Origin of the sequence: Chryseobacterium sp. CFS2 (assembly GCF_036543225.1) — a bacterium.
In the GTDB taxonomy this organism is placed as follows: domain Bacteria; phylum Bacteroidota; class Bacteroidia; order Flavobacteriales; family Weeksellaceae; genus Chryseobacterium; species Chryseobacterium culicis_A.
The window spans coordinates 65,844-91,810 of the sequence record NZ_JAZHQU010000011.1 but is presented as its reverse complement, the minus strand read 5'-3'; the positions used below and the strand labels follow the sequence as shown (position 1 = coordinate 91,810).

Here is a 25,967-nt window from a genome sequence, read left to right as displayed (position 1 = left end):
TTTTACCTTGAAGCAAAAGTATACAAAAGTTCAAGACGGGAATCATCCGCTAAAAATAGGCTGCCTCATTTCTGAAGCAGCCTGTTCTTTACATTATTGTCATCAATCAGATTAATCAATAAGTCCGCATGGTGATCCCACAGAAATGCATTTTTTTACAAATGAACACCAGAAATATCCTGGCAGACACATTGGGATTCCTCCCTGAACTGTTTTTAATTCTCTTTTTGAAAGTTTTCTTAGGTTTTTCATAATACTAATTTTTTGATTTTTTTTCCTACTCTATATGCTTTTCGGATTACGCTTTAATTTGGTAATACCAATATACATTTTTTTCAGATATAAAAATATAACTTATTCATTTCATACTACTTATATCATCCCATAACCTTCTACCCCTTTCACCAACCCCCTCTACCCCCTTAGGTAAGGGGGTATACCCTGTTAAACAAGTGGGTAAAGGGAATTCAATAAGGGGCTTGAGACCGTTCAGGAACAGGCTATAGCCTCTTGATAAAGTGGGTGTAGAGGGTTATGGAAGTGGCTGGAGGGACTTCTGAAGGGGCTGGAGACAGTTTATAGAGTGGTTCCCGATACTTGGTGAAGTGGCTCGAGATACTTACCATAGTGCCTAAAGGCAGTTTCGAAGGGGCTGGAGACGGTTTACAAAATGGTTATAGCTAATTAGTGAAGTATGTAAGGAGACCTATAATAAAACTTATAGTATAAACAAACCCTTGCACAAATGCAAGGTTGTTATTTATTCTGTCGTGGACACGAGCAGCATGCTCGCGCCAGCGGGCGTACAAGATAATTAGAAATAAAAATGTATGCTGGTTCCATATGACAAAGCCAATTCAAACATTCTATTAATTTCATTTGAGCTATTAGAATTTTTCTTTAACTCATTCAATGAATTATATATAGAATCTAAATTTGTAATATGTTCATCTTCAAAATCATCTATATTGCTATTGGATATTTTATTAATTAGAATAAAGATACCTCTATCCCATAATTTCTTAAATTCACCATTCGCTATACTTAATTCTACAATCTGATCTGGACCTGCAACATCATAATCCAATGCAATTTCAGCTTCTTTATTCTTGGGTACAATAATTTTTTTTGACATATTTAATCAATATTATTACAAAGAGTTACTTGATTATATTCACTTTGCCTTCTTCCCTTGCTGGCGCGAGCGTCTCGTTCGTGTCCCTGTCTCAATTATTAAGTTCCCATATATAGATTCTCAGAATTCAATTATAGATTAAGCTTCTGCTGAAGGAAGCAAAGTTGTTTTTTATTCAAAGTTTAAAAGTAGTAAAACTTATAGTATAAACAACCCCTGCAAGAATGCAAGGGTTGTTATTTATTCTAGTGTAAAAACGAGCGAGACGCTCGCGTCAGCGAGGAGAAATTATTTAAATTTTGTAATGATATATTTACCTGCATAATCATCAAATGAAATTAAATAATTATCTAAATACATTTTATATAGTATTGTTTGAACTTGGTTTAAAGCTCTATCCTTTGGATAAAAACAGAAAGTTTCCTCATTTATTTTTTTCAAATATTGTTTTTCTACATGATGATTAGAAACTTGAATTATTTGACTATCTAAACTAAATGTTATTCCTTCATATTTATATATTTGATTTATTTTTAAATTAATTTTTTGATTTAAAGCATCTTGCAAAAAATCATAAAAAGTTTTATAATTATTTTTATAATAGTTACTATAAATATCTTGTAATTCTAAAGCGTTTATACATAACATTTTGTTATTCTCTAATTTCAAGTATAATAAATAAGTTGCTTTTTCTGGAATATAGGATGAAGTAACATCCCTTTTATTACTTTTATCAATGCTTGATATTTCTTTAATTAATGTATCATTAATATGAATTTTTGATTTGGAACAAGAATTCAAAATTAATACTAAAAAGAATAAAATTATTTTAATATTAATATCTAATATGGATTTCATACTATTTTTAATGTATTGAGTTATCTTGGGGTAAATTTGTTTTTTTTCTTTCTTCTCTAAGTCTATCACCGGGTAAAATATAATTTGGAGGATTAGGATTAATTTTGTCTTCTCCATAATTTATGCGTTTTGGTAAACCTTCTATTTTTCGTGCTCTATTTTCTGTTTTAACAGCCCTTTGCTCTAAGGGATCTCTTGCTGATTCTTTATCAGAATCTTTTGTACCAAAAGCATTTTCTATTTCATAATCATATTGATGTTGCATTTCATGTACAACTGTTGAAAAATCAGAACTGGGAACTTTTTCTGATTCTTTAAATGACTCCTTTCGAGATTGACTAAAATCATATTGAGTTATAGTCCCATCTCCCTCATAATTTTTAGCAGAATTCTTTCTAAGGATAAAAACATTATTTGCACTCCCCTCTTGTATTTGATGAATATTTTTACTTTTTTCCAGTTGATGCAACATTCCTATTAATACTTTATCACCGGAATTTTCGATTTTTCGATATGCTCTCGCTAATTTGAACAGCGTTTTGCTTATAGATTGATTGCGCCCATCGTATATCTGTCCACTTAAATTTCCACTTGTAAAATAAAAATTTCCATTCCTATATTGAAGACTTATTCCATCTTTTGTGACAAATATAATATCTTTCCCATCCGGATCGATTGCATTAATAGGTGTATTTACAGCATAAGTATAGGATGACCAGCTACGATACTTTTCTGCTTTTTCATCAATCACACCCCATCTTCCAATATCCGGCATGTAGAACCTCGCCCCATAATCATACATTCCACTTTCCTGAAGTTCCTTACCATTGTATTTGTACTTATAAGCTAGATTTCCTGTTAATACATTATACCCCTCATGCTTCAATCCAAACGGATAATAATTGCTTTCTTCAATGATCTCTGTTCCTGCTCCATTTTTAGCATAGCTTAATCTGGTATTTCCAAGGTGGTCTGTATAATTATATACATACTTTCCTGTTTCAACATTAAAATACCCTTCTGCTGTTGGGAAGAATTTCAATACAGAATCCGTATACTGGAAACCATCAAGATAGTCGGTTGTTTCTATACCGAAAACCTTTCTTACTTTCACCCCGTCTGCTCTGTAAATATAGTCTGTTACTTTGGCGTTTTGGATAACCTTTTCTGGTAAATTTAGATAATTATACTGAATGGAGGAATATAATTATTAGAATCTATTTGTATATAAAAACCACTGCATGAGCAGTGGTTTTGTTTTGGTTTCTAGACACGAGCAAGATGCTCGCACCAGCTTGGGGGAGGGGAATTGTTTATTAACGAAAGTTAAAAGTCATCAAATTTAGGTATGAACCTTTCATTACAAAATATTATAAATTCATCAGAATTTATTGGAGGTGGTTCTTCCATTGTAATACAAGCAATATCTGAATGCAAATACTTTTTAACCTGTTTAAAAATTTGAATACTGCTTGCCGTAGACAGATCATCTCCAATGATAGATATTCCAAAAATTATATTTCCATCATCTGTGTACTGTAAGGTGATTTGCTTGATTTCTGATAGTTGATTATTGTTTTGAAAGTAAATAGTATATTCGAAATTAGGCATTTTTTCCAAATGCAAAAGCAATTCTTTTGCTGAATAAAAAGTTACGTCAGGATAATCAGAAAATTCAGGAAACGGATAGTCTGCTGCTAATTCTTTTCCTCCAGCAGGAAAGTATTTCTTGAAGAAATCATTCACTACGTCTAACTTTCTATTATAGACAAGATAATATGAATCAATATATTGTGGCATAATTTAATTTTTAATAGTTATGGCATTTTTCCTGAGCTTATAAATTTACCTTGTAGGGTTTCATAGTAATAATATTTTTGACCGTTAATTACAGGTTCTGTTCTATTTACTGTAGTTTTAACCCCATTTATTAATTCTCGTGAATTAAAAAAACCTTTAACACCAGCAGCTTTAACATTTGTTACAGCATTATTGAATAACTCCTGGTTAATTTCAACTTGAGATTGTGACCAATTAGGAAGATCAAATTCTTTTGCATGCCTTGAATAACTATGCTGAAAAGCTCTTCGCTCTGCATTCGTCATTTTAGCCCAAGGTACTGTATGACCTACTTGTTCAACTACATCATCTACTTGGGATAAATTTCTTAAAAAGCTTCCAGTCCCTGAGAGCAACAAATCAATTGCGGTGGCTTGTACTAGAGGGTGTTCAGAAACATGCATTTGAATATCTGTTTTTCCTCTTGAATCAGGAATAGAACTAAATGTAGATCCCCACGGATCACCAGATGACGGTGGAGTACCTAAACCACCTCCTTCAGTACTATCTGTATAAAGTGTATTAACTAATCCTTTTGAATTAAAAGTATCTTTAATACTTAAATTGAGGGTATGTGATGTTACGTTCCAAGTACCATTGTTACCTTTATTAATAGTTACATTGTAATTACCAGAGCCTAGCTGATCTGCCCATTGTTCCGCATGAATTCTTGCATCAGATTTCGTAAGATTGTTCCAAAATCCAGCACCTCTTACCCATCTTCCATCTGGATCTGTAAAATTAATAGGGTTATTTACTGTATAATTATATTGAGAATATCTTCTATACATTTCTGCTAAAGGGTCCATCACTCCCCATCTACCCAGATCTGGCATATACATCCTCGCTCCATAATCATACATACCACTTTCCTGAAGCTCCTTACCGTTGTATTTGTATTTATAATTTGGATTTCCTACCAACACATTATATCCCTCATGCTTCAATCCAAACGGATAATAATTACTCTCTTCAATGATCTCTGTTCCTGCTCCATTCTTAGCATAGCTCAACCTGGTATTTCCAAGGTGGTCTGTATAATTATACACATACTTTCCAGTCTCGTAATTAAAATACCCTCCTGCCGTAGGGAAGAATTTTAATACTGAATTAGTATATTGGAAGCCATCCAGATAATCGGTTGTTTCTGTTCCGAAAATCTTTCTTACTTTCACACCGTCTGCTCTGTAAATATAATCAGTTACTTTGGAGTTTTGGGTAATCTTTCCTGGTAAATTTAGATAATTATATTGAATGGAAGAAATTCCTTTATCCAATTGAGTCTTCATATTTCCATTGACATCGTAAGTAATGGTACTTCCTGTACTTCCTGAGGCTAACGGATATCCGCTTATGGCATTTCCTGTTCCGATTTCTTTAAGATAAGATAACTTATTACTTTGTTCCCCATTTTCATAGTGATATTCAAGATTGTCCATTACTTCAGGGGCTGTATATCCCGGAAGCTGCTTTCCTCTTCTTAAAAGACTTTTTATATTGCCGTTAAGGTCATAGGTAAGTTGTTCATGATATTCTCCTCTTTCTAAGTTCATGGCATCCCAGAAACGGCCTTCCTTAAGTCGGTTAAGGCCATCATATTCATAGGAATAATTTCTCAGTACCGCATCATTCTGTGTAATCCATGACATTTGGGAAATATTTCCATTATATCTCGCAGAACCTGAAAACTGGCTGTTAGGTCTGCTATAGCGCAGTTCGTAAGCAAAGAGTTTATTCTGCAAATTGGCAGGATCATTAACTTTTGTCATCCAGCCTCTAATGTTGTAGGCATATTTGACACTCTGTAGTGGACTGCCTGTGGTATTTCCTACATTTTTAGTCTGCAATTGCCCCAAATCATTATACAGATTTTCTGCCAACAGTTCCTGAGCACCTCCGTTTACCTGATTCCAGTGTCTTACCAGTCTTTCCTGGTGATCATATTCAAAAGTTTCTTTGATGTTTACTTTGGTATCATTCGCTGATCTTTTGTGTTCAACAAGACTATACTCAGGTACTCCTGAAAACTTCAGGAAGCTTTCCGTCTTTGTATATCCTCCCAGATGATTCAAAGAATGGGTAGTGATGGCTCTGCCTTTCTTATCATAGTAAGTATATACTTTTGTCCAACCATCATTTTCAATATTTTTAGTAAAAGAAGCGGTTGGAAGACTTTTGGTACTTACCTCTGTACTCTGTGTTGGCTGCGGCAATACTTCCTGTCCTAAGACTAAAGCTACCGCTGGCGCTCCCTGAGGATAGGTATCATAATAATTAACAGTAAGAAGTTTAGCAACTGATGTAGGATAAGAAGCGTTTCCATATTCAATGCTTATTCCATTCAGGGTAAAACTTCCACCGCGGGTTTCAAAAGTATCGCCAGATTGATTATCAATAGTATTCTGTATCGTATTTCTTGGATTGGTATCTCTGGTAATCCCGGTATACACTACTCTTCCGAAACGGTCATATTTGGTAAACATCCATGACTGATCCGCTGAAAAGTTCGCAATTCCATTTTTGAGGGCAAGATCACGATACAGGATGATCTGATCTTTTTTGTTGTACACCATCTGCTCCAGGCCTTTCCCTGGAAGTTTCTTTTCTACAAGCCTGTTTTTACCATCATATTTATATTGATAGCAAAGATGCTCCAAAGCAGAAGCTGAAACTGTTGCCGAAGCCGAAGCCAAAGGTGGTATAACAAACGCCAGTTGGTTATATTCATTATACACATAATAGGTATCTGCATTTTCTGAGGCACTGATTACTTTTCTTACCAGTAAAGTCTGTCCTCTGCCATTTTTAAATTCTACGGTCTTATTATTATCTTCATCGGTTACCGTGTTTTTATACAGCTGCGCATTTCCGTATGTACCGGATACACTAAGTTCAGAAGAAGTAGCTCCATCAACCCATGTGGTAACAGTAGTATATTTTTTAACCTCACCTGCGACATTGGCTTCATATCCAAAAACAACAGGTTTGCTTTGCCAGTCAGTCCCTGGATTTTTTTGGTTTAAAATTCTGTCAAGTGGAGAATTTTCCAAAGTTTTATGAGCAAAAGGATAGGAATCATTAATGCCGTTAGACTGATAGTAGCTGTTAGCACTTCCTTCTACTCCGGTCTGGATATTTCCACTTAATGAGGACATAGGAACCGGAAGCCAGCTATCCACCTGCCTTCCATATCCATCATAAGGAATATGAGTTACAAGATCTTTTCCTGTAGGAGTTGATTTAATACTGACAGACTGCTTGGGTCTTCCCAGTCCATCAAAAAACTGAACACTTTGTATCTGCTGAAGGGATCCGTCCGAAACTGCTGTAGGAACAAGATATTGCCTGGTATAGACATAATTTTCTGTACTCGGAATATTAGACGAATAATTGACTGTAATGGGAGTATACGTTTCTCCATTGCCAGATGATGATCCACCAATATAGGCCCGAAACGTTCCGTTAGCAGAACTGAACTTGAATCCTGGAAGCATACGTATACTTTGAGGGTCTGCCAATTCAGTATTAGGAGTGGGAGGAGCGGTTAAGACGATCTGTCCAAAGTGATGAAGGCTCCATAGCAACCCAATGCTTATATATATTTTTCTAAACATTATTCTATTTTAATGGGGTTGTATTGGACTTCATCATAAGAAACTGCTCTTTCAATTGCTTGATTTCTGAAACAGCGTTTTTTAAATCTGAATTTTCTCCTTGTAATTTTTGTATTTTTTCCTGCTGGTCCTTTAATTGTCTCTCTTGTTTAATAGCATACAGAGTAAGTTCTTCGATTTTCTGCAATAGCTTAATCTGAAATTCACCAACATTTACTCCTTCTTTTTCCATCACTTTTGCAGACGCAATTTCAGGAAGGTGCTTTTTCTCTTTAATATGTTTTGCTACCTCTTCCAGATTGGGAAGATCGTAGTTCTCTTCAAATACAAAGTCAGCAGTCGGGGTTAGCGTTACTTTAATTTCTTTAGCTTCCAACTTACCTTGTAGTAAAGCATTTCCTGTAGAAGAAATTCTCATGATTTCCGGCATCGAAACTGGTGAATCTATGGCTACTTGCTGAGAGGCTGATGCTAATAATTTTAAACCTTCATTATCGAGCGTAATTGCTGTTTTTACAAAGTTCCCTTCCCCACTGCTTGACAACCATCCTACATTTGTTCCATTTGCTTTTACTCCATAGCTCATATAAGAGGAGCCCGAGCTTCGCAATGCCCCCCAGTTATTCATTGAACCACTGGCATAGGGTATAGAAAAAGCATTAATCCCCGTCACAGAATCACCAGCTCCTGCCATAATGGTTCCCGCAACATGAAGTTTACTTAAAGGAGTTACTGTCCCAATTCCCACATATCCGTTACTGTCATTAATAACCAATTTGGGATTCGTATAATCTCCTTTGGAAACAATCCACTGGCTGCCATGCAAATCACCAAAAAACCATCCATTAGTTCCGTTAAGATATTGGGTTTGAATCCCTCGGATAAATCCTCCATCATTAGTACTTCTTTTTAAATATAAAATAGGAGAAGGATTTTGAATGGTTACTTCAGAAAATGCTCCTTGTTGTGCAAAAGATAATTGAGCTGTTAAAATTCCTGCAATGAATAGTATTTTTTTCATAATTTAAGTTTTTATTGTTTATAGTTATATTTGAATTCTTTTAATAGGTTACCTGTATAGCTTTTTTCGCGGATTTCTTTAAGCCTGTTAGCTGAATCATAAATATATATTTCCCTCATCCCCGATGGAGGTGTGATGCTTCGAACACCAATTAATGGATCATAAGTATATGTTGTGATCTGATAGTTTGGCAAACTATTTCTGAATGTATTCAGTACAGATAAAAGTGAGGTTTCATCATTATTAGCCGCTGCAGAAGCATCTGTATTGGAAGCCGTCACAATAGCATCAATTAAGGACTGCTGGATATCTGTTAATTTCGCTCCGTCTATTTTCGCAATAGGCTTAGTTTGATTGTAACCCCAGACAATTACCGTCGAAATACCATCTTTAGTTGTATACTGCTGAAGGTTGCCTTTCACATCATATTGATCGTAAGTAACTTCTGTAGAAACAGCACCTTGTAGATCAGTAGAGACTACTGAGCTCGGAAGTAAGTTCGATGGATTTTCATATTTGGTTTCCGTTTTGGAAACAACTTTTTCATTAGGATCGTTAAGGCTCTGCTTTTGTATTTCTGTTACCTCTAAGGGAACCCCAACCATATTGGCTGTAATTAATTTTTGATTGTTTTTCTCATGAGCAAAAGCAAATGCAGACTCATTTACCTTATTATCTGAATAAGTGATTCTTTCCTTTATTGGGCTGAGATGTTTATAGTTTGGATCGTAAAAGTATTCTTTACGCTCAGAGAGCTCCTGATTATTAAAATAGGTTTTTGATAGTATGCTTTTCTGCTTGACCCAAGCGGAAGAAATCTGATACCGTTCAACACTATAAAATGCTCTATAGCTTGCAGGAAAAGGAGAACCAATATTAATAAATAAATGATAACCACTAACTAAAATAGAATAAGGCTTTATTGTCAAATAAGGCTCCGCAGCAATGTAATCGTTAGAAAATTTATTAAAATAATAATCATTTTCATATTCAAAATCCGTGCTTCTTACTAATTTACCTAATGAATTAAAATATTCTTTCTTTTTAATTTGCCCAAGATTATATTTACCATCAAAATAGGTAAACACAGTCGGATTAAGCACAATGGGATTCAACCCTCTATTATTGGAATAGGTATCTACAACTTTATAATTTTCCTGATTTCCGATATATTTTGTCTGTACTCTATCATAAACAATAGGTTTTCCATTGATTGTACTTGAATTAAATGCACCAATATTACCAATTGTCGTTATTTGACATATATTGCTAGAGGGATCAGTTTGCAAAGGAGAGGTATAAATGTAATTGACATCATCTCCTACATAATTCCCTGTAGACTTTCCTTCATCATCATTGTAATTATACTCAACACTTTGGGCAACAGCATTATTCTCATCTCTTTTAATGATCTTTTTTACTCTTAATCCACCTGTTTTATAATTTCCTGTTATTTGAGATGTTGATATTTCTGTCCAGCTTAATCCAAGTGTGGCATAATAATCGTCAAGATTAATGTGCGGAGCCTGCCCACGCAAATTAACTTTTCTGATTCTTAATCTGTATGCATCCTTTTTATCTAAGGTTAAAGGCAAGGAACCAGTAAAAATGAAATTAGCCAAAACATTATCATCAGTATCCATAATTTCACCCTCAAAATAAGATTTTACAGGAAGGTCAAGTGTTGTATTTTCAGGATTAACAGGGCTAGAGAAGTAGGAAGTAAAAGTAACTTTACCTCCATAGGAGTCTACAATATTATGTCCGGCAATTGAAAATTCATAATAAGGGGCAACATCACTGTCAATGGTAACATTTTTTTGTTCAAACTTTACAAGTTTCCTCGTTGTATAGTAATCATCACCTTCATACTCAATTTCCATACTTCCCCCTGTTGGATACTGAATTTTTTTCAGACTGCCTGAAACCGCATATTCAAGATGCTGTTCTTTATCGATATTAGATCCATACGTCTTTCCTGCAAACTGTGTGAACGGTATGCCTGTCTCTGAACCTCCTCCGTTAGAAAAACCAAAATGATCCGTAGCATCTGAAAGTCTGTTGGGTAAAACTTTGTCTTCATTATAGAAAAGCTTATATTTTGAACCATCATTTGAATTAACAACTTCTTTTAATTTCAATCTTTTCGCCGTGGTAGCATCCCCTGCAATTACCTCATAGCTGTTAAAGTAATCTTTAACCAAATCATGTGTTGATATCGTTTGACTTCCATTTTTAACGATTATTTTATCAAGTGAAAGTCCATTATTCAAATCCTGTCTATTATTAGAGTAAATAAATTCAACTTTCTCATTTCCAAACTCTATACTTTTTATTGACTGTTCATCAAAAACTTCTGTTGTGCTTAAAAATTCTCTAAATACAGAATTTGTTGTTGAGTATTGACAATCTTTATAAATTTCATACCTTTTTGTACTGTTGCTTATATATTTATAATAATCTGTTTTAAGATAATTGAATTTAATTTCTTTTCCAGATGGAAATTTAATCTTATCAATCTCATAATCAGTCATTGACAACAAATAATCATCATCTGTAGGCATAGAACCGCCAAGGGTTCTGGTTTGGTTGGCAGCAGAAAAATAATAGATGATCCCTTGATCATCTGTTATTTCAAACAAGCCTCCATTTAATACAATTTTAATATTATTGTAAGGAACCTGAATAACCTGGCCTGTACTGCTTAAATAAAATTCCCCTGAAAACTGCCCAATAGAATAAGAAAAGATATCAGGCTGGGTATCATGTTTTTTACCCGGGACATCTGGAGCATTTGCCTGGAAACCTGTTATAATAGCTGCAAGGCCATTATCATTTTCAACTTCGTTAGGTTTAAATGAAACCGGGTTAACATAAGGAATCCAGCCCCTATCATCTGCTCCAAAGATCTGTTTAGATAAAGAAATACCTCCCATACTTAATGACCAGCCTAAACCTACCTTAGTTGCCATCTCTCTTACTTTTACACCTGAAGCATGATTTTTCAACTCAATAGGCAATTTATATCCATCTACATTTAGCGTATAAATAGGAATATCAACACCAATAGTGCCGGTAGAAGTCGCATTAGGGATATCTATAAATTTAGACAACTGGCTGGCATCAGGACTTTTGACTGAAATTGCAAATTTATTTTCAGGTGAGACTCCTGAACTTTGACCCAATGCAAATATTGTGGATAATGTCCCCAACAGCATAATTGTTTTCTTCATCGTAGTTTATTTCTTAATTAATTTGGCATTCGCCATTTTATTCGAATCCGTTTTTATCGTCACCAGATAAGCTCCCTGAACCAAAGCCTGGGTATTAATCTTCGTTACTCTGTTCTTTGTTTTTATACTCTGAAGTTGCCTTCCACTCATGTCATACAATAAAATATCAGCCTCTTTAAAATCAAAGCCAATTTCTACGTAGGCATAATCTGATACAGGGTTTGGATAGATTTTGATATCATATTTTTCAATGAGCTGATCCACCTGTCTATCACCCAGTTTTACGATCTTCCAGTTTTCTTTCCCCAATTCTTCTGCACTGGTTCCGGCCAAAATAATAGAGCCATCTCGGTTCAGTTTTAAGTCGGAAAGCCTTTCTTCTTTTTGTCTGGATTCTCCTTTCACGTGTTTTCTCCACTGCTCATTTCCATTCTGATCCAGATAGAGCATCCAGAAGGTTTCATCATCGGTCTGTATTCTTCCTTCAGCCTGGGTATAACCTCCCAACAATATTCCTTTTGTAAAGTCTTGATTCTTGGTTCTTGTATCTTGGCTCTGAATCACACTCATTCCCATTAAGATATCCCGGTTCTTGAAATTGTAGGATTTCTGCCATTGTTCATCACCTCTTTCATTTAGGGAAATCAGCCAAAGGTCTGTTCCTTCTTCCAGGCCTACCGTTTTATTGCCTGATCTTTCTGATCTGGATTCTCCACCAATGACAAAGCCAGTTGAAGTTAAGGCCAGGGTTCTGATGTGGTCATCACCTTTTCCACCAAAGTTCTTTTCCCATTCTACTTTTCCGTTTTTGTCTAACTTGACAATCCAGTAATCGCCTTCACCGAAGTTGTCGCTTTGCTTTGAGGTTGCAGATAACAGGTTATGGGTTGCAGTTCTGTCAGACGGAATATTAGTGTTAGTCGTTGATTGCTGATTATTTGTTTTAACAGATGTGCTTCTTGAATAAATTCCAAGCAATGCGCCGCCGTCTTTTGTGGGAATCATCTTTTCGACTTCATCTAAGCCTTTTCCACCTAAGATTAATTGGGAAAGTTCTTTTCCGTTTTTATCCAATTTTGTGATCCATACATCTTTGGAGCCGTACCCTTTTGCCGAATTCTGTACATTCCCGGCTACAAAGAATCCTAGATCTGTAGTTTGAATGACTGCTCTGGCCTCTTCATCGGAAGAACTACCTAAGGTTTTCTGCCATAATTCATCGCCAAATTCATTGATTCTGATTAACCAGATATCGGAGCCTCCTTTGGAATCTTCTTTTTTATCTAATCCTTTACCGGAATAAGAAGTTCCAGCCAAGAGAAATCCGCCATCCTGAGTGGTAACAGTTGCGGATAAATAATCATGGTTGGATCCCGAGAAATACTTCTCCCAGACTTCCTGTCCCTGCTGGTTGAGTTTTACCAGATGGAAATCGTAGCCGTTGTTTTGCTTACTGCCCAAAGTCTGCTGCTTATCGCTTTGAATAGAACTTCCGGTGATCAGATATTGCTGATCGATGGTGGTGGTGACCTGGCTTAGAAAATCCTGGGTAGAGGATTGGATGTCTTTCTGCCACACCACTTCCTGAGCGGATACGCCCAAGATTGTGCATAGGGTGAATGCACCGAGATAAAGTTTTTTCATTCCCGTGTTGTCGTTTTTTGAGTTAGTAATTAGTTTCTTAAAACTTCGCAAATTTAACATTTTTTAAGGTAGAAAGTCACTTTTATGTGGTACCGTTAATCATGTTATTTATCATTTATTCTAGTATATTTTCATTCTACGATATGGCAAAAATATCTACCCACAACGACAAAACTTGTCGTATTAAAATCCAATTGAATTCATTGATTTTATACCACAAAAAAACCACTCTTCCGAGTGGCTTCGTATTTTTTAATTTAATCTTACTGATAAATTACTTCATCATTCTTCTTGATTTGGTAGCTTTTTTTATATGGAGTTAAAACATAGCTGTCTTTAATATGAGAACCGCTTTTCCAGACCTTTCCTTTTCCCTCTTTATTCAGGATAATGCTTTTTGCAGCTCCATCCGGAATAAAAACTTCAGCTTTTTTCATGTCTTTTGAGAAAATTATTGCTGTCATTGAAGTATAGCTTTTATCCGAATTTACTTCTTTGAGTTTTATTTTCTGCCTGAAAGTTTGTATACAGTCATTTTTTAACTGTGAATAGGTATATCCCGCGGAACCAATACAACCATGAACATCTCTGTCACCTCCCAGAACAGGAGTACTTTTTTGAGCAAAAACAAATGAACCAAGGAACATGGTACTGAGTAAAATTATTTTTTTCATATATAAAATTTTTGTTTTCTGATGGATTAAAAATATCCCAAAAATGTGATATTAATTAATTTCTCCCTAAGGTACAAAAAAAACCACTCTTGCGAGTGGTTTTTCTTTTTTGAAATCTGATCTTACTGATAGATCACGATATTATCTTTTTTAAGCTGATAACCGTTCTTTTTGTAAGGAACCAATACGTAACCATCCTTTTTCCATGCTTTGGCTTTACCTCCTGCTCTGGTAAGAATAATACTTCTTTCACCGGCATCTTTTACAAAAACCTCAGCTTTTTTCATGTCTTTACTGAAAATAACTGCAGCTATTGAAGTATAGCTTTCTTTCGGAGCTACTTCTGTTAACTTAATCTTCTGTTCAAAAGTTCTTACACAGTCTTTCTTAATTTGAGAGTAAGTATACCCTGCAGAACCAATACATCCGTGCGCATCTTTGTCACCACCTTTTATTACTCCTTTCTGTGCAAATGCTAAAGAACCCAGGAACATTGTGCTTAATAAAATTGTTTTTTTCATGTCAATTTGTATATAATAATTACACGAGGTATTATTAAAAATCATGCCAAAAAAGACATAATACACAATTCTGTGAGCAACTTTTCTTCTATTACTTGGTCCAGTTAATTTTTGAATGCTGAACCTGATCAGAGCTTGTTCCGATCATGATATCAAATTCACCTGATTCCCAGTCATATTTCAAATCTCCGTTATAGAATTTAAGCGTTTCAGGAGTGATATCGAAAGTAACTTTTTTGGATTCTCCTTTTTTCAAAAATATTTTTTGGAAACCTTTCAATTCTTTTACCGGTCTTGTAATAGTTCCCACCATATCTCTGATATACAACTGAACAACCTCAGCTCCGTCATAGTTACCGGTATTGGTTACCGTAACAGATGCCTGAACGGTTTGATTTCCTTTTGGATTCGCACTGGAAACTGCCATATCAGAGTAATTGAATTTCGTATAACTCAATCCATATCCGAAGGCATACAATGGAGTATTACATTCGTCCATATAGTTTGAACGGAATCTTTGGTATTCACATTTATCCGTCAATTCCTGACTTAATGGGCGACCTGTATTTTTAGCATTATAATAGATTGGCACTTGTCCCAGGCTTCTTGGGAAAGTCATTGGAAGTTTCCCGGACGGATTTACTTTTCCAAATAAAACGTCTGCAATTGCATTTCCTGCTTCAGATCCTGCAAACCATGCGTTCAAAATAGAATCAGGAGTATCTTTTACATTGGTTAAAGCTAATGGGCGACCTGTAAAAAGAACCATGGCAATTGGTTTTCCGGTTTTCTTTAGTTCATTTAATAAGTCAACCTGAGACTGAGGGATGGTAATTTCAGTTCTAGAAGATGATTCACCACTCATTTCTGCAGATTCTCCTATGGCAAGAACAATAACATCTGCTTTGTTGGCAACATCCACAGCTTCTTTTAACAATTCTTCTTTCGAACGGTTGTCTCTGTCTGTTTTTTTACCGTGAGCAGCATAGATGTCTTCTAATTTAGCATCATAATCAATATTGGCACCTTTAGCAGAAAGGAATTTCACCTCTTTACCATAGTTTGCCTGAAGACCCTGCATCAGGTTTACAGCTTTATCATGTTTTGCAGCAACACTCCAGGTTCCGGCCATATTGAGTGAATTGTTTACCAATGGTCCAATGACCGCAACAGTTCCTGATTTTTTCAAAGGAAGTACCTGGTTTTCATTTTTCATTAAAACCATAGACTGGGCAGCAACATTTCTTGCAACATTTCTGTTTTCCATGTTGTAAACTTCTTTTGCCGCCAGTTTTGCATCCCCATATTTGTATGGATCTGTAAATAATCCCAGGTCATATTTTGCTTCAAGAACTCTTTTGGCTGCCAGATCAATTTCAGCTTGCGTTATTTTTCCTTCAGATAAAGATTTTTTTAATGTTGTTAAAAAACCTTCTCCTACCATATCCATATCAACACCTGCTTTCAGAGCCAGTGCAGAAACCTGCTGAAGATCTCCCATACCATGATCAACCATTTCATTGATCCCTGTGTAATCCGTTACCACAAAGCCTTTAAACTTCCACTGATTTCTTAAAACTTCGGTTTGAAGCCATCTGCTTCCGGTTGCAGGTACGCCGTCCACTTCATTGAAAGAAGCCATCACAGAAGCTACTCCTGCATCAACAGCTGCTTTATAAGGCGGGAAATATTCGTTGAACATTCTCACGTGGCTCATATCAACCGTATTGTAATCTCTCCCCGATTCTCCAGCTCCATATAATGCAAAATGCTTCACACAGGCCAGAATGGTGTTTCCAACAGATAAATCTTTACCCTGATAACCATACACCATATTTTTTGCAATTTCACTTCCTAAATACGGATCTTCACCGGAACCTTCGGAAACTCTTCCCCATCTTGGTTCGCGGGAAATGTCTACCATGGGAGAGAATGTCCAGTTGATTCCATCAGAAGATGCTTCTTTTGCTGCTACTCTTGCTGACTGCTGAATCAGATTCATGTCCCATGAAGCGGCTAAACCTAATGGAATCGGGAATGTGGTTTCATAACCGTGAATTACATCCATCCCAAAAATCAAAGGAATTTTCAAACGGCTGTTTTCTACTGCTACTTTTTGAACGGCTCTGATTTTTTCCGCTCCTTTTATATTGAATAATCCTCCTACTAAACCCTGTTCAACTTTTTTACCGATATCTGAACTTTTAGCCAGACCTGTGGTAAAGTCACCTGAACTTGGTAAGTTAAGCTGGCCGATCTTTTCATCCAAAGTCATTTTAGATAAAAGATTATCTACAAAAGCTTTCTTTTTAGCCTGATATTGAGCTGTCTGATAAGACTGAACGGGCTTCGTTACCATTTCCTGTGCAGAAAATACAGGAGCTAATGCTAAAGTGGCAATTACAATTAACTTTTTCATAAATCTATCTTCTTAAATTATTGTTTTTATATTTTTAGTTTTAATTCGATGGGTTTATCTTTCAATCATTGTGTGTCAGGCTATTTTCCTTTCTTTTTTGACAGCATCCATTCATATAGCGCAGGATTTGAATAGGCTGAATCCCATGAATTATGATTGTCATTCGGGAAGATAACCAATTCTGCTGTTGGGTTGACAGGATGCAGCTTTTGATAAAAATTAAAAGCATTAGCGGGCAAAACAATATCATCCATGCCGCCATGAAATATTTTCATATTCAAATCCTTAAATTGATGAATATTAGCAGTCATTACCTGATCTGTAGGGGCACAAACTGAAGCCACAGCAGCAAACATTTCCGGATGCTCCATGGCCAGCTTTAAAGTTCCCCATCCTCCCATGGAAAGTCCTGTAAGATAAATGCGGGAGGTATCAATTTTATATTTCTTCTGAATTTCTTTGATCAGATTATAGACGGTAACGGTATCCCACCATGTTCCTTCCGGACATTGAGGTGCCAGAACAGCCACCGGTTCTTTGATCAGATTTTTATAGGTGAACGGGCTGTGAGCTTTTACCAAATCCAGATTAGTTCCACGTTCTCCTGAACCGTGTAGAAAAACAATCAAAGGTACATTTCCTTTTGTATTCTGTGGGTAATCCAGAATATAGGATACTTTTTCCTGTCTTTTAATTTCTTTATTGAGTTCCCCTTTTATCTCCTGTGCATTCATTTGTAATGAAAACGGCAATAGTAAAAGAGGGATATATTTCAGTTTTAGTTTCATATTGTTATTTATGTTTTGGCTAAAGCCGGCGGATTTGACCTGTTTTATTTAAACGGACTAAAGCCCGTTCTATTGAATTATTTTATTCCATATTTGGTTGACTGGAAGCTTAGTTTTTTTAATCCCTGCTGAATTTCCGGGGCATTCATAAACAACTTCCAAAGGAATCCAGATCTGTAGTTTTCAACCATTGGTGCAATGGTTCCCTGGTCTATTGCAAGATATCTTGGGGTAAACCAATTGTTATAATTAACAGAAGTGGCATCATAAGGTCCTGCAGATCCTATAAATTCGGGTTTCTGGGTATAAATGAATCTCAGGAACGCCATTGATTCTTTTGGAGTATATGGAAAGCTGCTTAAGGCTGCTGTAGGAGTGATCACTCCATTATCATTATTGCCAGGCATATGAGCGGTGTATCCTGTGCTTCCATCCTCATTTCTGGTATAACCGGCTGTAAGTCCCCAATAGCTAGGTCCATAACCTTTCCATTGTTTTGGATTTTCAACGCAATATTTATAGTCGATGAGGGTTTGATTTTTATTGACGTCAAAGTAGTTTTTGACAAGCTTATCGGATAATCCTGTTGGATCAAGTCCGATATACGAATATTGCGCCCAGAAAAGCGGTCCGCCATATTCTTCAGCATAATTGTGTTTTACATACAGGGGTAACCCGTATTTTGTTTTGTCTGTAAGGTAGGTTCCATTTCTGGTCCAGCCTTTATAATAGGTTTCCGCATCAATGGAATAGGTAGGTGAAGATGCTGCTAAAATATAAGTGATCAGACATTCATTATATCCTTCAAGAGGAAAATTCATTTCCCATTGGTAATCCGGTGACCAGTGCCAGTAAAGAACTTTCTGACCTCCTTTTGTATACCAGTTCCATTGGATTCCTTTCCATAGCTCATCACATTTTGCGGCAAGGGCTTTTTCTTCGGCACTTCCATTTTTAAAATATTCACGAACCATCAGTATTCCTGAAGTAAGGAATGCCGTTTCCACCAAATCACCACCATTATCTTTTTTTCCGAAAGGAACGGTCTTTCCAGTTTCCCCATTGATCCAATGTGACCATGCTCCTTTATGACGGTCTGCCTTTGCAAGAAAATCCATGATGTGGGTAAGTCTTTTCACGGCTTCTTTTCTTGGAACAAATCCTCTTTCTACCCCTACCAGAATGGTTGCCAGTCCAAATCCTGAGCCTCCTGTAGTAATCACGTGCTTATCATTATCCGGATAGACATTGTCTTCATGATAACGCTCTCTCCCAAGCATTGAATTGGGCTCTGCATAGTCCCAGAAATACTTCAAAGCATCTTTCTGTACTCTATCCATCAGTTGTTCATCTGTGATATTGCTTTTTACTGCTTCAACTTTTCCTGCTTCCTGTTTGGCAACGGGAGCATTTTTACAGGAATACACAAAGAATAAAGAGGTAATAGCCATTGATAATACGTTCCTTTTCATGAGATCTCTTTTTATAGGGTTTCTAACTAAAAGAAGAGGAGAACTTTCATTCTCCTCTAATGTTTATGATTTATTTTTAATATCCAGGGTTTTGAGCCGACAATCCACCTGATTCCATAATAAAATCTTGTGGAAGTGGGAATAATTCGTGCTTTCCAACCTTGAAAACTTTTCCTCCGTCGGCAGCCATTGCAGCCTGAGCCTGACCTGTTCTTACTAAGTCAAACCATCGGTCATGTTCAAAAGCCAATTCCAGCCTTCTTTGCTTCCAGATATCTGATCTTACATCTGCCTGAGAAGAAGCAGGAGTATTACCAATGTTAGCTCTGTTTCTTACCTGATTCAGGAAAGGAATAGCTGCAGATGTTTGTCCCAATTCGTTCATTGCTTCAGCTCTAATTAATAATACTTCTGCATATCTTAGATAACGAATGTTTACGTCTGTTGATGCCTGATCTCTATAATTTGAAGAATAAGCTTTATAATTATAGAATTTATTTTCTGTATTTGGACCTACATAATAACCGTCATATAATGTCATATCTCTGTGGATAATAGTAACATCTCTTCTTGAATCTGTTGCAGAGTAAGCATCATACAAACCTTGGGTAGGTGTAGCAAACCCCCAGCCCCAGCCTGTAGTACCTCTGGCTCCCTGAACCTGGCTATACTGTTGGATTGCTCTTCCTGCTGTTCCTCCACTCCCATTAATTTCAAAGATAGATTCAGCATTATTTTCTCCTGAAACTTTATAAATATCCTGGAAAACAGGGGTTAATGAGTAACCTGTAACCTGATTGGTTTCATCTACAGCCAACTGCCATTTCTTCTGATATAAATACACTTTAGCTAGAAGGGCATGAGCAGCACCTTTAGTAGCTCTTTGTCCTCCAGTTCCAGAAGGCAAAACTGCCGCCGCGTCTTTAAGGTCTTTTTCTATAAATGCGTAAATTTCTTCTTTACTTTTTCTGGTAAGCGTCATTAATTTATCTGCTTCAACTCCTGTTACAGGAACATGATCTACTAATGGAACTCCTCCAAAAGATCTCACTAAAGTAAAATACATGAACGCTCTTAGAAATTTAGCTTCCCCCGTTAATCTTTCACGTAATTGAGGATCTGCTTTATCTAATTGTGGGAGATATTTCAATGCTTGATTACATCTATTAATACCCTGGTAGTTAGAAGCAAACAACTCTTTAAATGATGGAGTTGAAGGTGTAAACGTTAAAGCGTCTAAAATATCTTTGTCTGAACCTGAATCACTCGCACTTGATCCTTTATCTGCATCATCAGAAACAATTGATGTAACCCCGATCCATGCAAATGTACTCATATTCCAGTCTAAAAACTTAGCGTAAATAGCCGTAACTAAACTATTTGCTCCTGCATCATTATTGTATATTTCACCCAATGCACTCTCAGGAATTGCTTCCGTAGGTGACACATCGATAAAGTCATTACTACAACTTTGGTTAACAGCTCCTAAAATTAAAAATGCAGCTGCTATGATATATTTCTTGTTCATTTTTTAAAAATTAAGGTTAACACCAAATACAAAAGATCTCAATGTAGGGTAAGCATCTAATTCTACCCCTGCACGTTTATATGGATCTCCTTCTGCAGTAGGATCCGTAGGATTATATCCGGATAATTCTGAAGAATATCCTGAGTATTTCTGGAACACAAAAGGATTAATTGCACTTACATAAAGCTTAATTGATTTTACATAATCAGTTAAATTCTTAAATGTATAACCTACCGAAATGTTATTGATTCTGAAATAATCTCCGCTTTCTAAATAGAACGTTGATGCAATTGGAATATTTGCAGGATTTACAGGATTGGCAGCATTAGTGTTTGTAGGTGTCCAGAAATTATTTGCTACAGAAGCCTCAACATTTTCTCCACCATTTCTTTGGGCTTTTTTACCATTGTATACTTTAAATCCAAAAGCTCCGTACCCACTAAGGGCAAAATCCCAGTCTTTATAAGACATTGAGATATTCACTCCTAACGTTGACTTTGGTATGTAAGAATCAAAGAAACGTCTGTCTCCCGGATCTGCACTTCCCGTAACACCGTTACCATTTAAGTCTTTAAACTTCAGATTACCGTTTGCATCATAACCATCTGCTTCCCATAAATAGAAACTTCCTAATGCATATCCAACCGCATTAGCATTGAAAAGTTTTGTATCTTGTCCGTTTCCAAGATTTCCTCCCACAATTTGAGAAACAGGCTTAGAAAGGTCAATGCTGGCAAGTTTGTTTTTATTATAGGAATAATTGGCACCAATTGAATAGGTAAAGTCTTCACCTACTTTATCAGCCCAATTCAGACTTACCTCAGCTCCTTTATTGACAACACTTCCCATGTGTGAATAATTCAAATCAGAAATTCCGGTTGCCATATATGGAACCACCCCCAAAATAAGATTTTTGGTTTTTCTGTTATAGATATCGAAAGTACCTGTCAATCTTTTATCCAGGATACCAAAATCCAATCCTAAAGAAGATTCTTCTGTAACTTCCCATCCTAAATCCGGATCGTAACCTTTATTAACAGTTACTCCATTACTTACTGGCGAACTTCCAAATGCATAATTGTAAGTTGCCCCCATTGATAGTGGTAAATAATTCAAAGGAACATTCTGGTTACCGATTTTACCCCATCCACCTCTAAGCTTCAGCAGATCAAAGAAACCATCTTTCATGAAGCTTTCTTCAGAGATAATCCAACCTGCACCAAATGATGGGAATGTACCCCACTTATTACCAGCCGCAAACTGAGAAGAACCGTCTCTTCTGATCGTTCCGCTTAATAAGTAACGGTTCATGAATTTATATTGGAATCTTCCGAAATAAGAAATTGTAGTATTTCTGTTTCCTTTTATTGATTCAAGAGCTTTTGTATCACTATCACTATACAGGTTACCATAGTAATCAACTCCGCTAAGGTTCCAGTAATCTTTTGAAACAGGAACATCTTTTCTGTTGATAATTAAAGTCTCCAGACCATTCTTTACCGAAGCTTCTGTACCTACAACAACTTCAATATCATGGTTTTCAATTTTCTTGGTATATGTTAAATAATTATTAAGCAACCAGTTGAAATAGTTCTGACTTTTATTGGTTAACCTTGTTAGTGGTGATGTAGCCGAGTATTGGTTTTCCGTTCTCATCGGATCACTATCTAACCAGAAAGATTTTGAATTTACAAAATTATAGTATTTATAATTACCATACTCTCCACTAAACTGAGAGGTAAATTTTAAATCTTTATAGATATCTATATCCAGTTTTAATCCACCTTGTAATAAGAAATTTCTACCTCTTTGATTATCGTAAGCAAGCTGCATCACAGGGTTACCTACGTTATTAAATCTTCCTCCTTCATAATCAATATTTCCGGTAGTCTTATTGTAAATAGGCTGACCATATTTTCCATTAGGGTAATATACAGGAACTAATGGTGATTGTTTATAAGCATTAGTAAAAGCTCCATACGATTTAGGAGTATCATTGGTAAAGGTAGCACTTAAAGTCTGAGCTAATCTGATACCTTTGGTAATTCTGAACTCGTTATTTGTTCTTACTGTAGTCCTGTTATAGTTTGTTCCTTTAAGGATAGATTGTTCATCGTAATTACTTAAACTTAAAAAGTATTTTGCAACTTCTGAAGATCCGGAAATAGATAAGTTATGTTGGTTGTAAATCCCTGTTCTTGTAATTTCTTTAAACCAATCAGTATCGTATGGCTGATTAGGATTCAAATAATTACTGGCTTTACCCGCATTATTATAATTGGCAAATTCAGATCCGTTAGCCATTTTGATGGTTTTTAAAGGAGTTCTAAATCCAACCAATCCATCATAAGAAACGCTTAGCTTTCCTCTACCTGATTTCGTAGTAATAATGATTACCCCGTTAGCGGCTCTGTTACCATATATCGCCAATGCTGCAGCATCTTTCAATATGTCATATGTCAGAATATCATTAGAGTTGATATTGTTGATGTTATCAGTAAACATTCCATCAACTACATACAAAGGTGTTCTTCCTCCTAGTACAGTACCAAGTCCTCTGATCATCACTGTCGGAGTAGATCCTGGTGCGTCAGAAGCAATTACCTGTACTCCGGCTGCTTTACCCTGAATGGCCTGTGATGCATTCAATACTTTAGTTTTAGTTACTTCGTCTGCACTGATAGAACTAATAGAAGTAGTGTTATCTACTTTTTTACGACTACCATATCCAATCATCACGACTTCGTCGATCTTCTGGACTTTAGCAGAATCCTGTGTAACCTGTGCATTCACATTCATACCGAAGTACAAAACGGCAATGAGACATGGATACTTTAAATTACTTTGTTTCATATAGTTTCAATTTTATTCAAATAAATCAAATTCAATTTTGTCTTTAAATAGTGGAGTTATTTAAAATCTCAAAAAAAGACATTAGCCAAAAATATAAAAAATATTGAACAATGTTAAATTATCTTAAATATTTAAAAATCATCCTTTTTTATTAAATCAAAAATGACAAATATTCAAATTTTATAATTTTATACTCAATATAACTATCAATTTATCATTATTTCATCAATGTTAAATTACTATTTTATGCAAAAAAATTCACCAAATCCCGCACTCACTTTAATATTTTGTTAAATAGAGAATAGTAATTACCTTTGGTGCAGTTTTTGACAAAAGCATCTTAGAAATACATAATAAAAAGATCAATGAAAAAATATATCATTGCAGCCGCTCTTATCATCGGGACCGGTGCTGTTATTACTACCAGTGTACAATCATGCACGTCACTGGCTACATCAGACATGGGGCTTTCCATTATTAAAAGAATCCTGCTCAATGGTATTGATAAAGGAATGGGTATTTACGGAAACAAAGAAGCGTTTTTACAGAATAATATGGTAGACAAAGCGCTTCCTAAAGAGCTGAGAGATATCAATTCTACACTGGAAAAAATTGCTCCTTCCCTGGTAGCCAAAGAAAGAGATTATATAGCACAGGCAGCGGCTTACACTGTGAATACTTCAAAACCTATTTTGCAGGATGCTGTAAACAGCCTGAACGCTCAGGATGTTACAAGAATTATGGAGGGAACTACCGCTACACAGATTCTTAAAGAAAAAACATCTCAACAGCTTATTGCTGCTATCGCTCCTAAAGTAGATGAAAAACTGAATGAATATGGAATTGTAAAAACCATTAATACCGCATTATCAGGAAGTAATTTTCTGGGCAGTCTTTTAGGAGGCAATAACAATACAGTCAATTCAGGAGGATTGAGTAAACTTGCTTCTGAACAGCTGGTGAATGGATTATTCAACATCATCGAAGATTATGAACATCAGAACTCCAAGTCTCTGCTGGGACCATTTGGAAAATAGGAAAAATTTCGTTATATTTATATTATATTAACAATTGCAGATGGATATATTACAAGGAAATCAACACGCAAGTCCTGAAGATTTTTATCAGTCTTTAAAGGAGAAACTGGAGGATCATCACGATTTTCCGGAAGATTATTTATTTAAATTTATTATTCCTACAGACAAGGCGAAACTTACTGAAATTTACAAAGTTTTTGATGGTATTAAATTTACCCTGGGAAACCGCGAAAGCAAAAATGGAAAATACACAGCCTGCAATATTAATGCATTTGTTCTGGATGCCAATCAGGTAGTGAATATTTATAAAGAAGTAGCCAAAATAGAAGGCGTTATTCTATTGTAAAAACACCAACCGTTTCATAGTAATGAGGCGGTTTTTTATTATATGAAATAAACAAAAACAGAATGAACATCCCACTGATCTTATTGAGCACTGCCCTAGCGGTCACTACTACAAGCTGTATTCATAAAAACAACAGCGAGAATACCTCATCGAATATCACCACTGCAGTTCAACAACAAAAGATTGAACAGGTTCAATTAATAGAAAGAACAAGAGGATTCAGCAGAAGCATTGTTGTTACTCCTTCCTCAAAAGCATCCAATATCAACGAAGAGATCACGAATACCAAGCTATCTCCTGCGGAATGGCAGGCAGTTTCCCAACTGGCAGGAAATATTGATTTATCCAAGATATCAGATCTTAAAGCTCCTACTACAGGCAGACATTCTGACCGGGCAATGATAGCCTCTATGATCATTACCTCTGGCGGAAAGGAGTATACATCTTCAGATTTTGATTCCGGGAATCCTCCAAAAGAGCTGGAAGCTTTATATAATGTGATCAACGGACCTAAGAAAACAGAAACCCAATAACATAAAAAAATCCGCTCTTACACAGAACGGATTTTTATTTATTTTTCAATAAAGAATTTTACATTTTCAATAGCCCTTCCCAGCATTGCTACCGAGCCTTTCACCAGAATTGGTCTTTGTATCAGAGAGGGATTTTCAGAAAGAATTTTTATCCATTCATCTTCTGAATAGTTTTTATCTGCATAGTTTTCTATATACAGCTTATCTGCTTTACGGATAATATGGAAAACACTCTGGTTCAACTTCTTAAGCACCGTTCTAATCTCAAGAGGGCTTAACGGATCTTCAACAATATTGATGATCTCGAAAGGCACTCCGTTTTCGTCAAGATACTCCAGTACAGCATTTGACTTTGAACAGTTTCCGTTATGTAATACTTTAACTACCATGATATAATTATTCAATAATTAAACTTGATCTAAACAAATTTAAAAAGAATTACCCTGAGTATG

Annotated in this window: 20 protein-coding genes; 3 read left to right on the top strand and 17 right to left on the bottom strand. The window is 35.8% G+C overall.

Annotated features, from left to right (window positions below):
• Positions 1-111: 111 nt before the first annotated feature.
• From ODR02_RS21290 to ODR02_RS21215, 16 genes are all read right to left on the bottom strand, one after another.
• Complete coding sequence (locus ODR02_RS21290; protein ID WP_153816321.1) at positions 112-252, bottom strand: bacteriocin-like protein; 141 nt, start codon at positions 250-252, stop codon at positions 112-114.
• A 562-nt stretch (positions 253-814) separates the two neighbouring features.
• Positions 815-1,135 (bottom strand): hypothetical protein, encoded by a 321-nt coding sequence (locus ODR02_RS21285; RefSeq protein WP_309513483.1) that lies wholly within the window; start codon positions 1,133-1,135, stop codon positions 815-817.
• Between the two features lie 288 nt (positions 1,136-1,423).
• Positions 1,424-1,993, bottom strand: coding sequence for a hypothetical protein (locus ODR02_RS21280; RefSeq protein ID WP_309513482.1), 570 nt, complete (start codon positions 1,991-1,993; stop codon positions 1,424-1,426).
• Between the two features lie 7 nt (positions 1,994-2,000).
• Entirely contained in the window at positions 2,001-3,107 is a 1,107-nt protein-coding gene (locus ODR02_RS23610; protein ID WP_408916072.1) for an RHS repeat domain-containing protein, read from the bottom strand.
• Positions 3,108-3,319: 212 nt separating this feature from the next.
• Complete coding sequence (locus ODR02_RS21270) at positions 3,320-3,793, bottom strand: hypothetical protein (RefSeq protein WP_309513481.1); 474 nt, start codon at positions 3,791-3,793, stop codon at positions 3,320-3,322.
• Between the two features lie 17 nt (positions 3,794-3,810).
• A complete protein-coding gene (locus tag ODR02_RS21265; RefSeq protein ID WP_309513480.1) occupies positions 3,811-7,446 on the bottom strand; it encodes a DUF6443 domain-containing protein in 3,636 nt (1,211 codons plus the stop codon).
• Positions 7,447-7,450: 4 nt separating this feature from the next.
• A complete protein-coding gene (locus tag ODR02_RS21260; protein ID WP_309513479.1) occupies positions 7,451-8,467 on the bottom strand; it encodes a hypothetical protein in 1,017 nt (338 codons plus the stop codon).
• 11 nt (positions 8,468-8,478) lie between these two features.
• Positions 8,479-11,700 carry a hypothetical protein gene (locus tag ODR02_RS21255; protein WP_309513478.1) on the bottom strand — a complete coding sequence of 1,074 codons (3,222 nt, stop codon included), beginning with the start codon at positions 11,698-11,700 and terminating at the stop codon, positions 8,479-8,481.
• 6 nt (positions 11,701-11,706) lie between these two features.
• A complete protein-coding gene (locus ODR02_RS21250; RefSeq protein ID WP_309513477.1) occupies positions 11,707-13,344 on the bottom strand; it encodes a T9SS type A sorting domain-containing protein in 1,638 nt (545 codons plus the stop codon).
• Between the two features lie 263 nt (positions 13,345-13,607).
• Positions 13,608-14,018 (bottom strand): hypothetical protein, encoded by a 411-nt coding sequence (locus ODR02_RS21245; RefSeq protein ID WP_309513476.1) that lies wholly within the window; start codon positions 14,016-14,018, stop codon positions 13,608-13,610.
• Positions 14,019-14,140: 122 nt separating this feature from the next.
• The gene (locus ODR02_RS21240) at positions 14,141-14,539 is read right to left on the bottom strand and encodes a hypothetical protein (RefSeq protein WP_209783949.1); all 399 of its coding nucleotides are present in this window, start codon (positions 14,537-14,539) and stop codon (positions 14,141-14,143) included.
• Between the two features lie 91 nt (positions 14,540-14,630).
• Positions 14,631-16,958, bottom strand: a complete 2,328-nt coding sequence (bglX, locus tag ODR02_RS21235) for a beta-glucosidase BglX (protein ID WP_309513475.1) — start codon at positions 16,956-16,958, stop codon at positions 14,631-14,633.
• 80 nt (positions 16,959-17,038) lie between these two features.
• Entirely contained in the window at positions 17,039-17,746 is a 708-nt protein-coding gene (locus ODR02_RS21230) for a prolyl oligopeptidase family serine peptidase (protein WP_309513474.1), read from the bottom strand.
• Positions 17,747-17,823: 77 nt separating this feature from the next.
• Positions 17,824-19,218: a glucoamylase family protein gene (locus ODR02_RS21225; RefSeq protein ID WP_309513473.1), complete on the bottom strand. Its 1,395-nt coding sequence runs from the start codon at positions 19,216-19,218 to the stop codon at positions 17,824-17,826.
• 76 nt (positions 19,219-19,294) lie between these two features.
• Complete coding sequence (locus ODR02_RS21220) at positions 19,295-20,746, bottom strand: RagB/SusD family nutrient uptake outer membrane protein (RefSeq protein WP_309513472.1); 1,452 nt, start codon at positions 20,744-20,746, stop codon at positions 19,295-19,297.
• A gap of 3 nt (positions 20,747-20,749) precedes the next feature.
• Complete coding sequence (locus tag ODR02_RS21215) at positions 20,750-23,599, bottom strand: SusC/RagA family TonB-linked outer membrane protein (RefSeq protein WP_309513471.1); 2,850 nt, start codon at positions 23,597-23,599, stop codon at positions 20,750-20,752.
• Positions 23,600-23,964: 365 nt separating this feature from the next.
• On the opposite strand from ODR02_RS21215, the gene ODR02_RS21210 reads away from it, so the two are divergent.
• The 3 genes from ODR02_RS21210 to ODR02_RS21200 all read left to right on the top strand — a co-directional run bounded on the left by ODR02_RS21210 (position 23,965) and on the right by ODR02_RS21200 (position 25,515).
• The gene (locus ODR02_RS21210) at positions 23,965-24,636 is read left to right on the top strand and encodes a DUF4197 family protein (protein WP_209783943.1); all 672 of its coding nucleotides are present in this window, start codon (positions 23,965-23,967) and stop codon (positions 24,634-24,636) included.
• A gap of 40 nt (positions 24,637-24,676) precedes the next feature.
• Entirely contained in the window at positions 24,677-24,982 is a 306-nt protein-coding gene (locus tag ODR02_RS21205; RefSeq protein ID WP_209783942.1) for a DUF493 family protein, read from the top strand.
• 62 nt (positions 24,983-25,044) lie between these two features.
• Positions 25,045-25,515, top strand: coding sequence for a hypothetical protein (locus ODR02_RS21200; RefSeq protein ID WP_309513470.1), 471 nt, complete (start codon positions 25,045-25,047; stop codon positions 25,513-25,515).
• Positions 25,516-25,553: 38 nt separating this feature from the next.
• Here ODR02_RS21200 and ODR02_RS21195 read toward each other — a convergent pair whose 3' ends face one another.
• Positions 25,554-25,904 (bottom strand): arsenate reductase family protein, encoded by a 351-nt coding sequence (locus ODR02_RS21195; RefSeq protein WP_309513469.1) that lies wholly within the window; start codon positions 25,902-25,904, stop codon positions 25,554-25,556.
• Between the last annotated feature and the right edge of the window lie 63 nt (positions 25,905-25,967).

Excerpts from the sequence above, each read along its gene's own strand:
- ODR02_RS21290 (WP_153816321.1), bottom strand. The coding sequence starts at position 252 with ATGAAAAACCTAAGAAAACTTTCAAAAAGAGAATTAAAAACAGTTCAG.
- ODR02_RS21285 (WP_309513483.1), bottom strand. The coding sequence starts at position 1,135 with ATGTCAAAAAAAATTATTGTACCCAAGAATAAAGAAGCTGAAATTGCA.
- ODR02_RS21280 (WP_309513482.1), bottom strand. The coding sequence starts at position 1,993 with ATGAAATCCATATTAGATATTAATATTAAAATAATTTTATTCTTTTTA.
- ODR02_RS21270 (WP_309513481.1), bottom strand. The coding sequence starts at position 3,793 with ATGCCACAATATATTGATTCATATTATCTTGTCTATAATAGAAAGTTA.
- ODR02_RS21265 (WP_309513480.1), bottom strand. The coding sequence starts at position 7,446 with ATGTTTAGAAAAATATATATAAGCATTGGGTTGCTATGGAGCCTTCAT.
- ODR02_RS21260 (WP_309513479.1), bottom strand. The coding sequence starts at position 8,467 with ATGAAAAAAATACTATTCATTGCAGGAATTTTAACAGCTCAATTATCT.
- ODR02_RS21255 (WP_309513478.1), bottom strand. The coding sequence starts at position 11,700 with ATGAAGAAAACAATTATGCTGTTGGGGACATTATCCACAATATTTGCA.
- ODR02_RS21250 (WP_309513477.1), bottom strand. The coding sequence starts at position 13,344 with ATGAAAAAACTTTATCTCGGTGCATTCACCCTATGCACAATCTTGGGC.
- ODR02_RS21245 (WP_309513476.1), bottom strand. The coding sequence starts at position 14,018 with ATGAAAAAAATAATTTTACTCAGTACCATGTTCCTTGGTTCATTTGTT.
- ODR02_RS21240 (WP_209783949.1), bottom strand. The coding sequence starts at position 14,539 with ATGAAAAAAACAATTTTATTAAGCACAATGTTCCTGGGTTCTTTAGCA.
- bglX (WP_309513475.1), bottom strand. The coding sequence starts at position 16,958 with ATGAAAAAGTTAATTGTAATTGCCACTTTAGCATTAGCTCCTGTATTT.
- ODR02_RS21230 (WP_309513474.1), bottom strand. The coding sequence starts at position 17,746 with ATGAAACTAAAACTGAAATATATCCCTCTTTTACTATTGCCGTTTTCA.
- ODR02_RS21225 (WP_309513473.1), bottom strand. The coding sequence starts at position 19,218 with ATGAAAAGGAACGTATTATCAATGGCTATTACCTCTTTATTCTTTGTG.
- ODR02_RS21220 (WP_309513472.1), bottom strand. The coding sequence starts at position 20,746 with ATGAACAAGAAATATATCATAGCAGCTGCATTTTTAATTTTAGGAGCT.
- ODR02_RS21215 (WP_309513471.1), bottom strand. The coding sequence starts at position 23,599 with ATGAAACAAAGTAATTTAAAGTATCCATGTCTCATTGCCGTTTTGTAC.
- ODR02_RS21210 (WP_209783943.1), top strand. The coding sequence starts at position 23,965 with ATGAAAAAATATATCATTGCAGCCGCTCTTATCATCGGGACCGGTGCT.
- ODR02_RS21205 (WP_209783942.1), top strand. The coding sequence starts at position 24,677 with ATGGATATATTACAAGGAAATCAACACGCAAGTCCTGAAGATTTTTAT.
- ODR02_RS21200 (WP_309513470.1), top strand. The coding sequence starts at position 25,045 with ATGAACATCCCACTGATCTTATTGAGCACTGCCCTAGCGGTCACTACT.
- ODR02_RS21195 (WP_309513469.1), bottom strand. The coding sequence starts at position 25,904 with ATGGTAGTTAAAGTATTACATAACGGAAACTGTTCAAAGTCAAATGCT.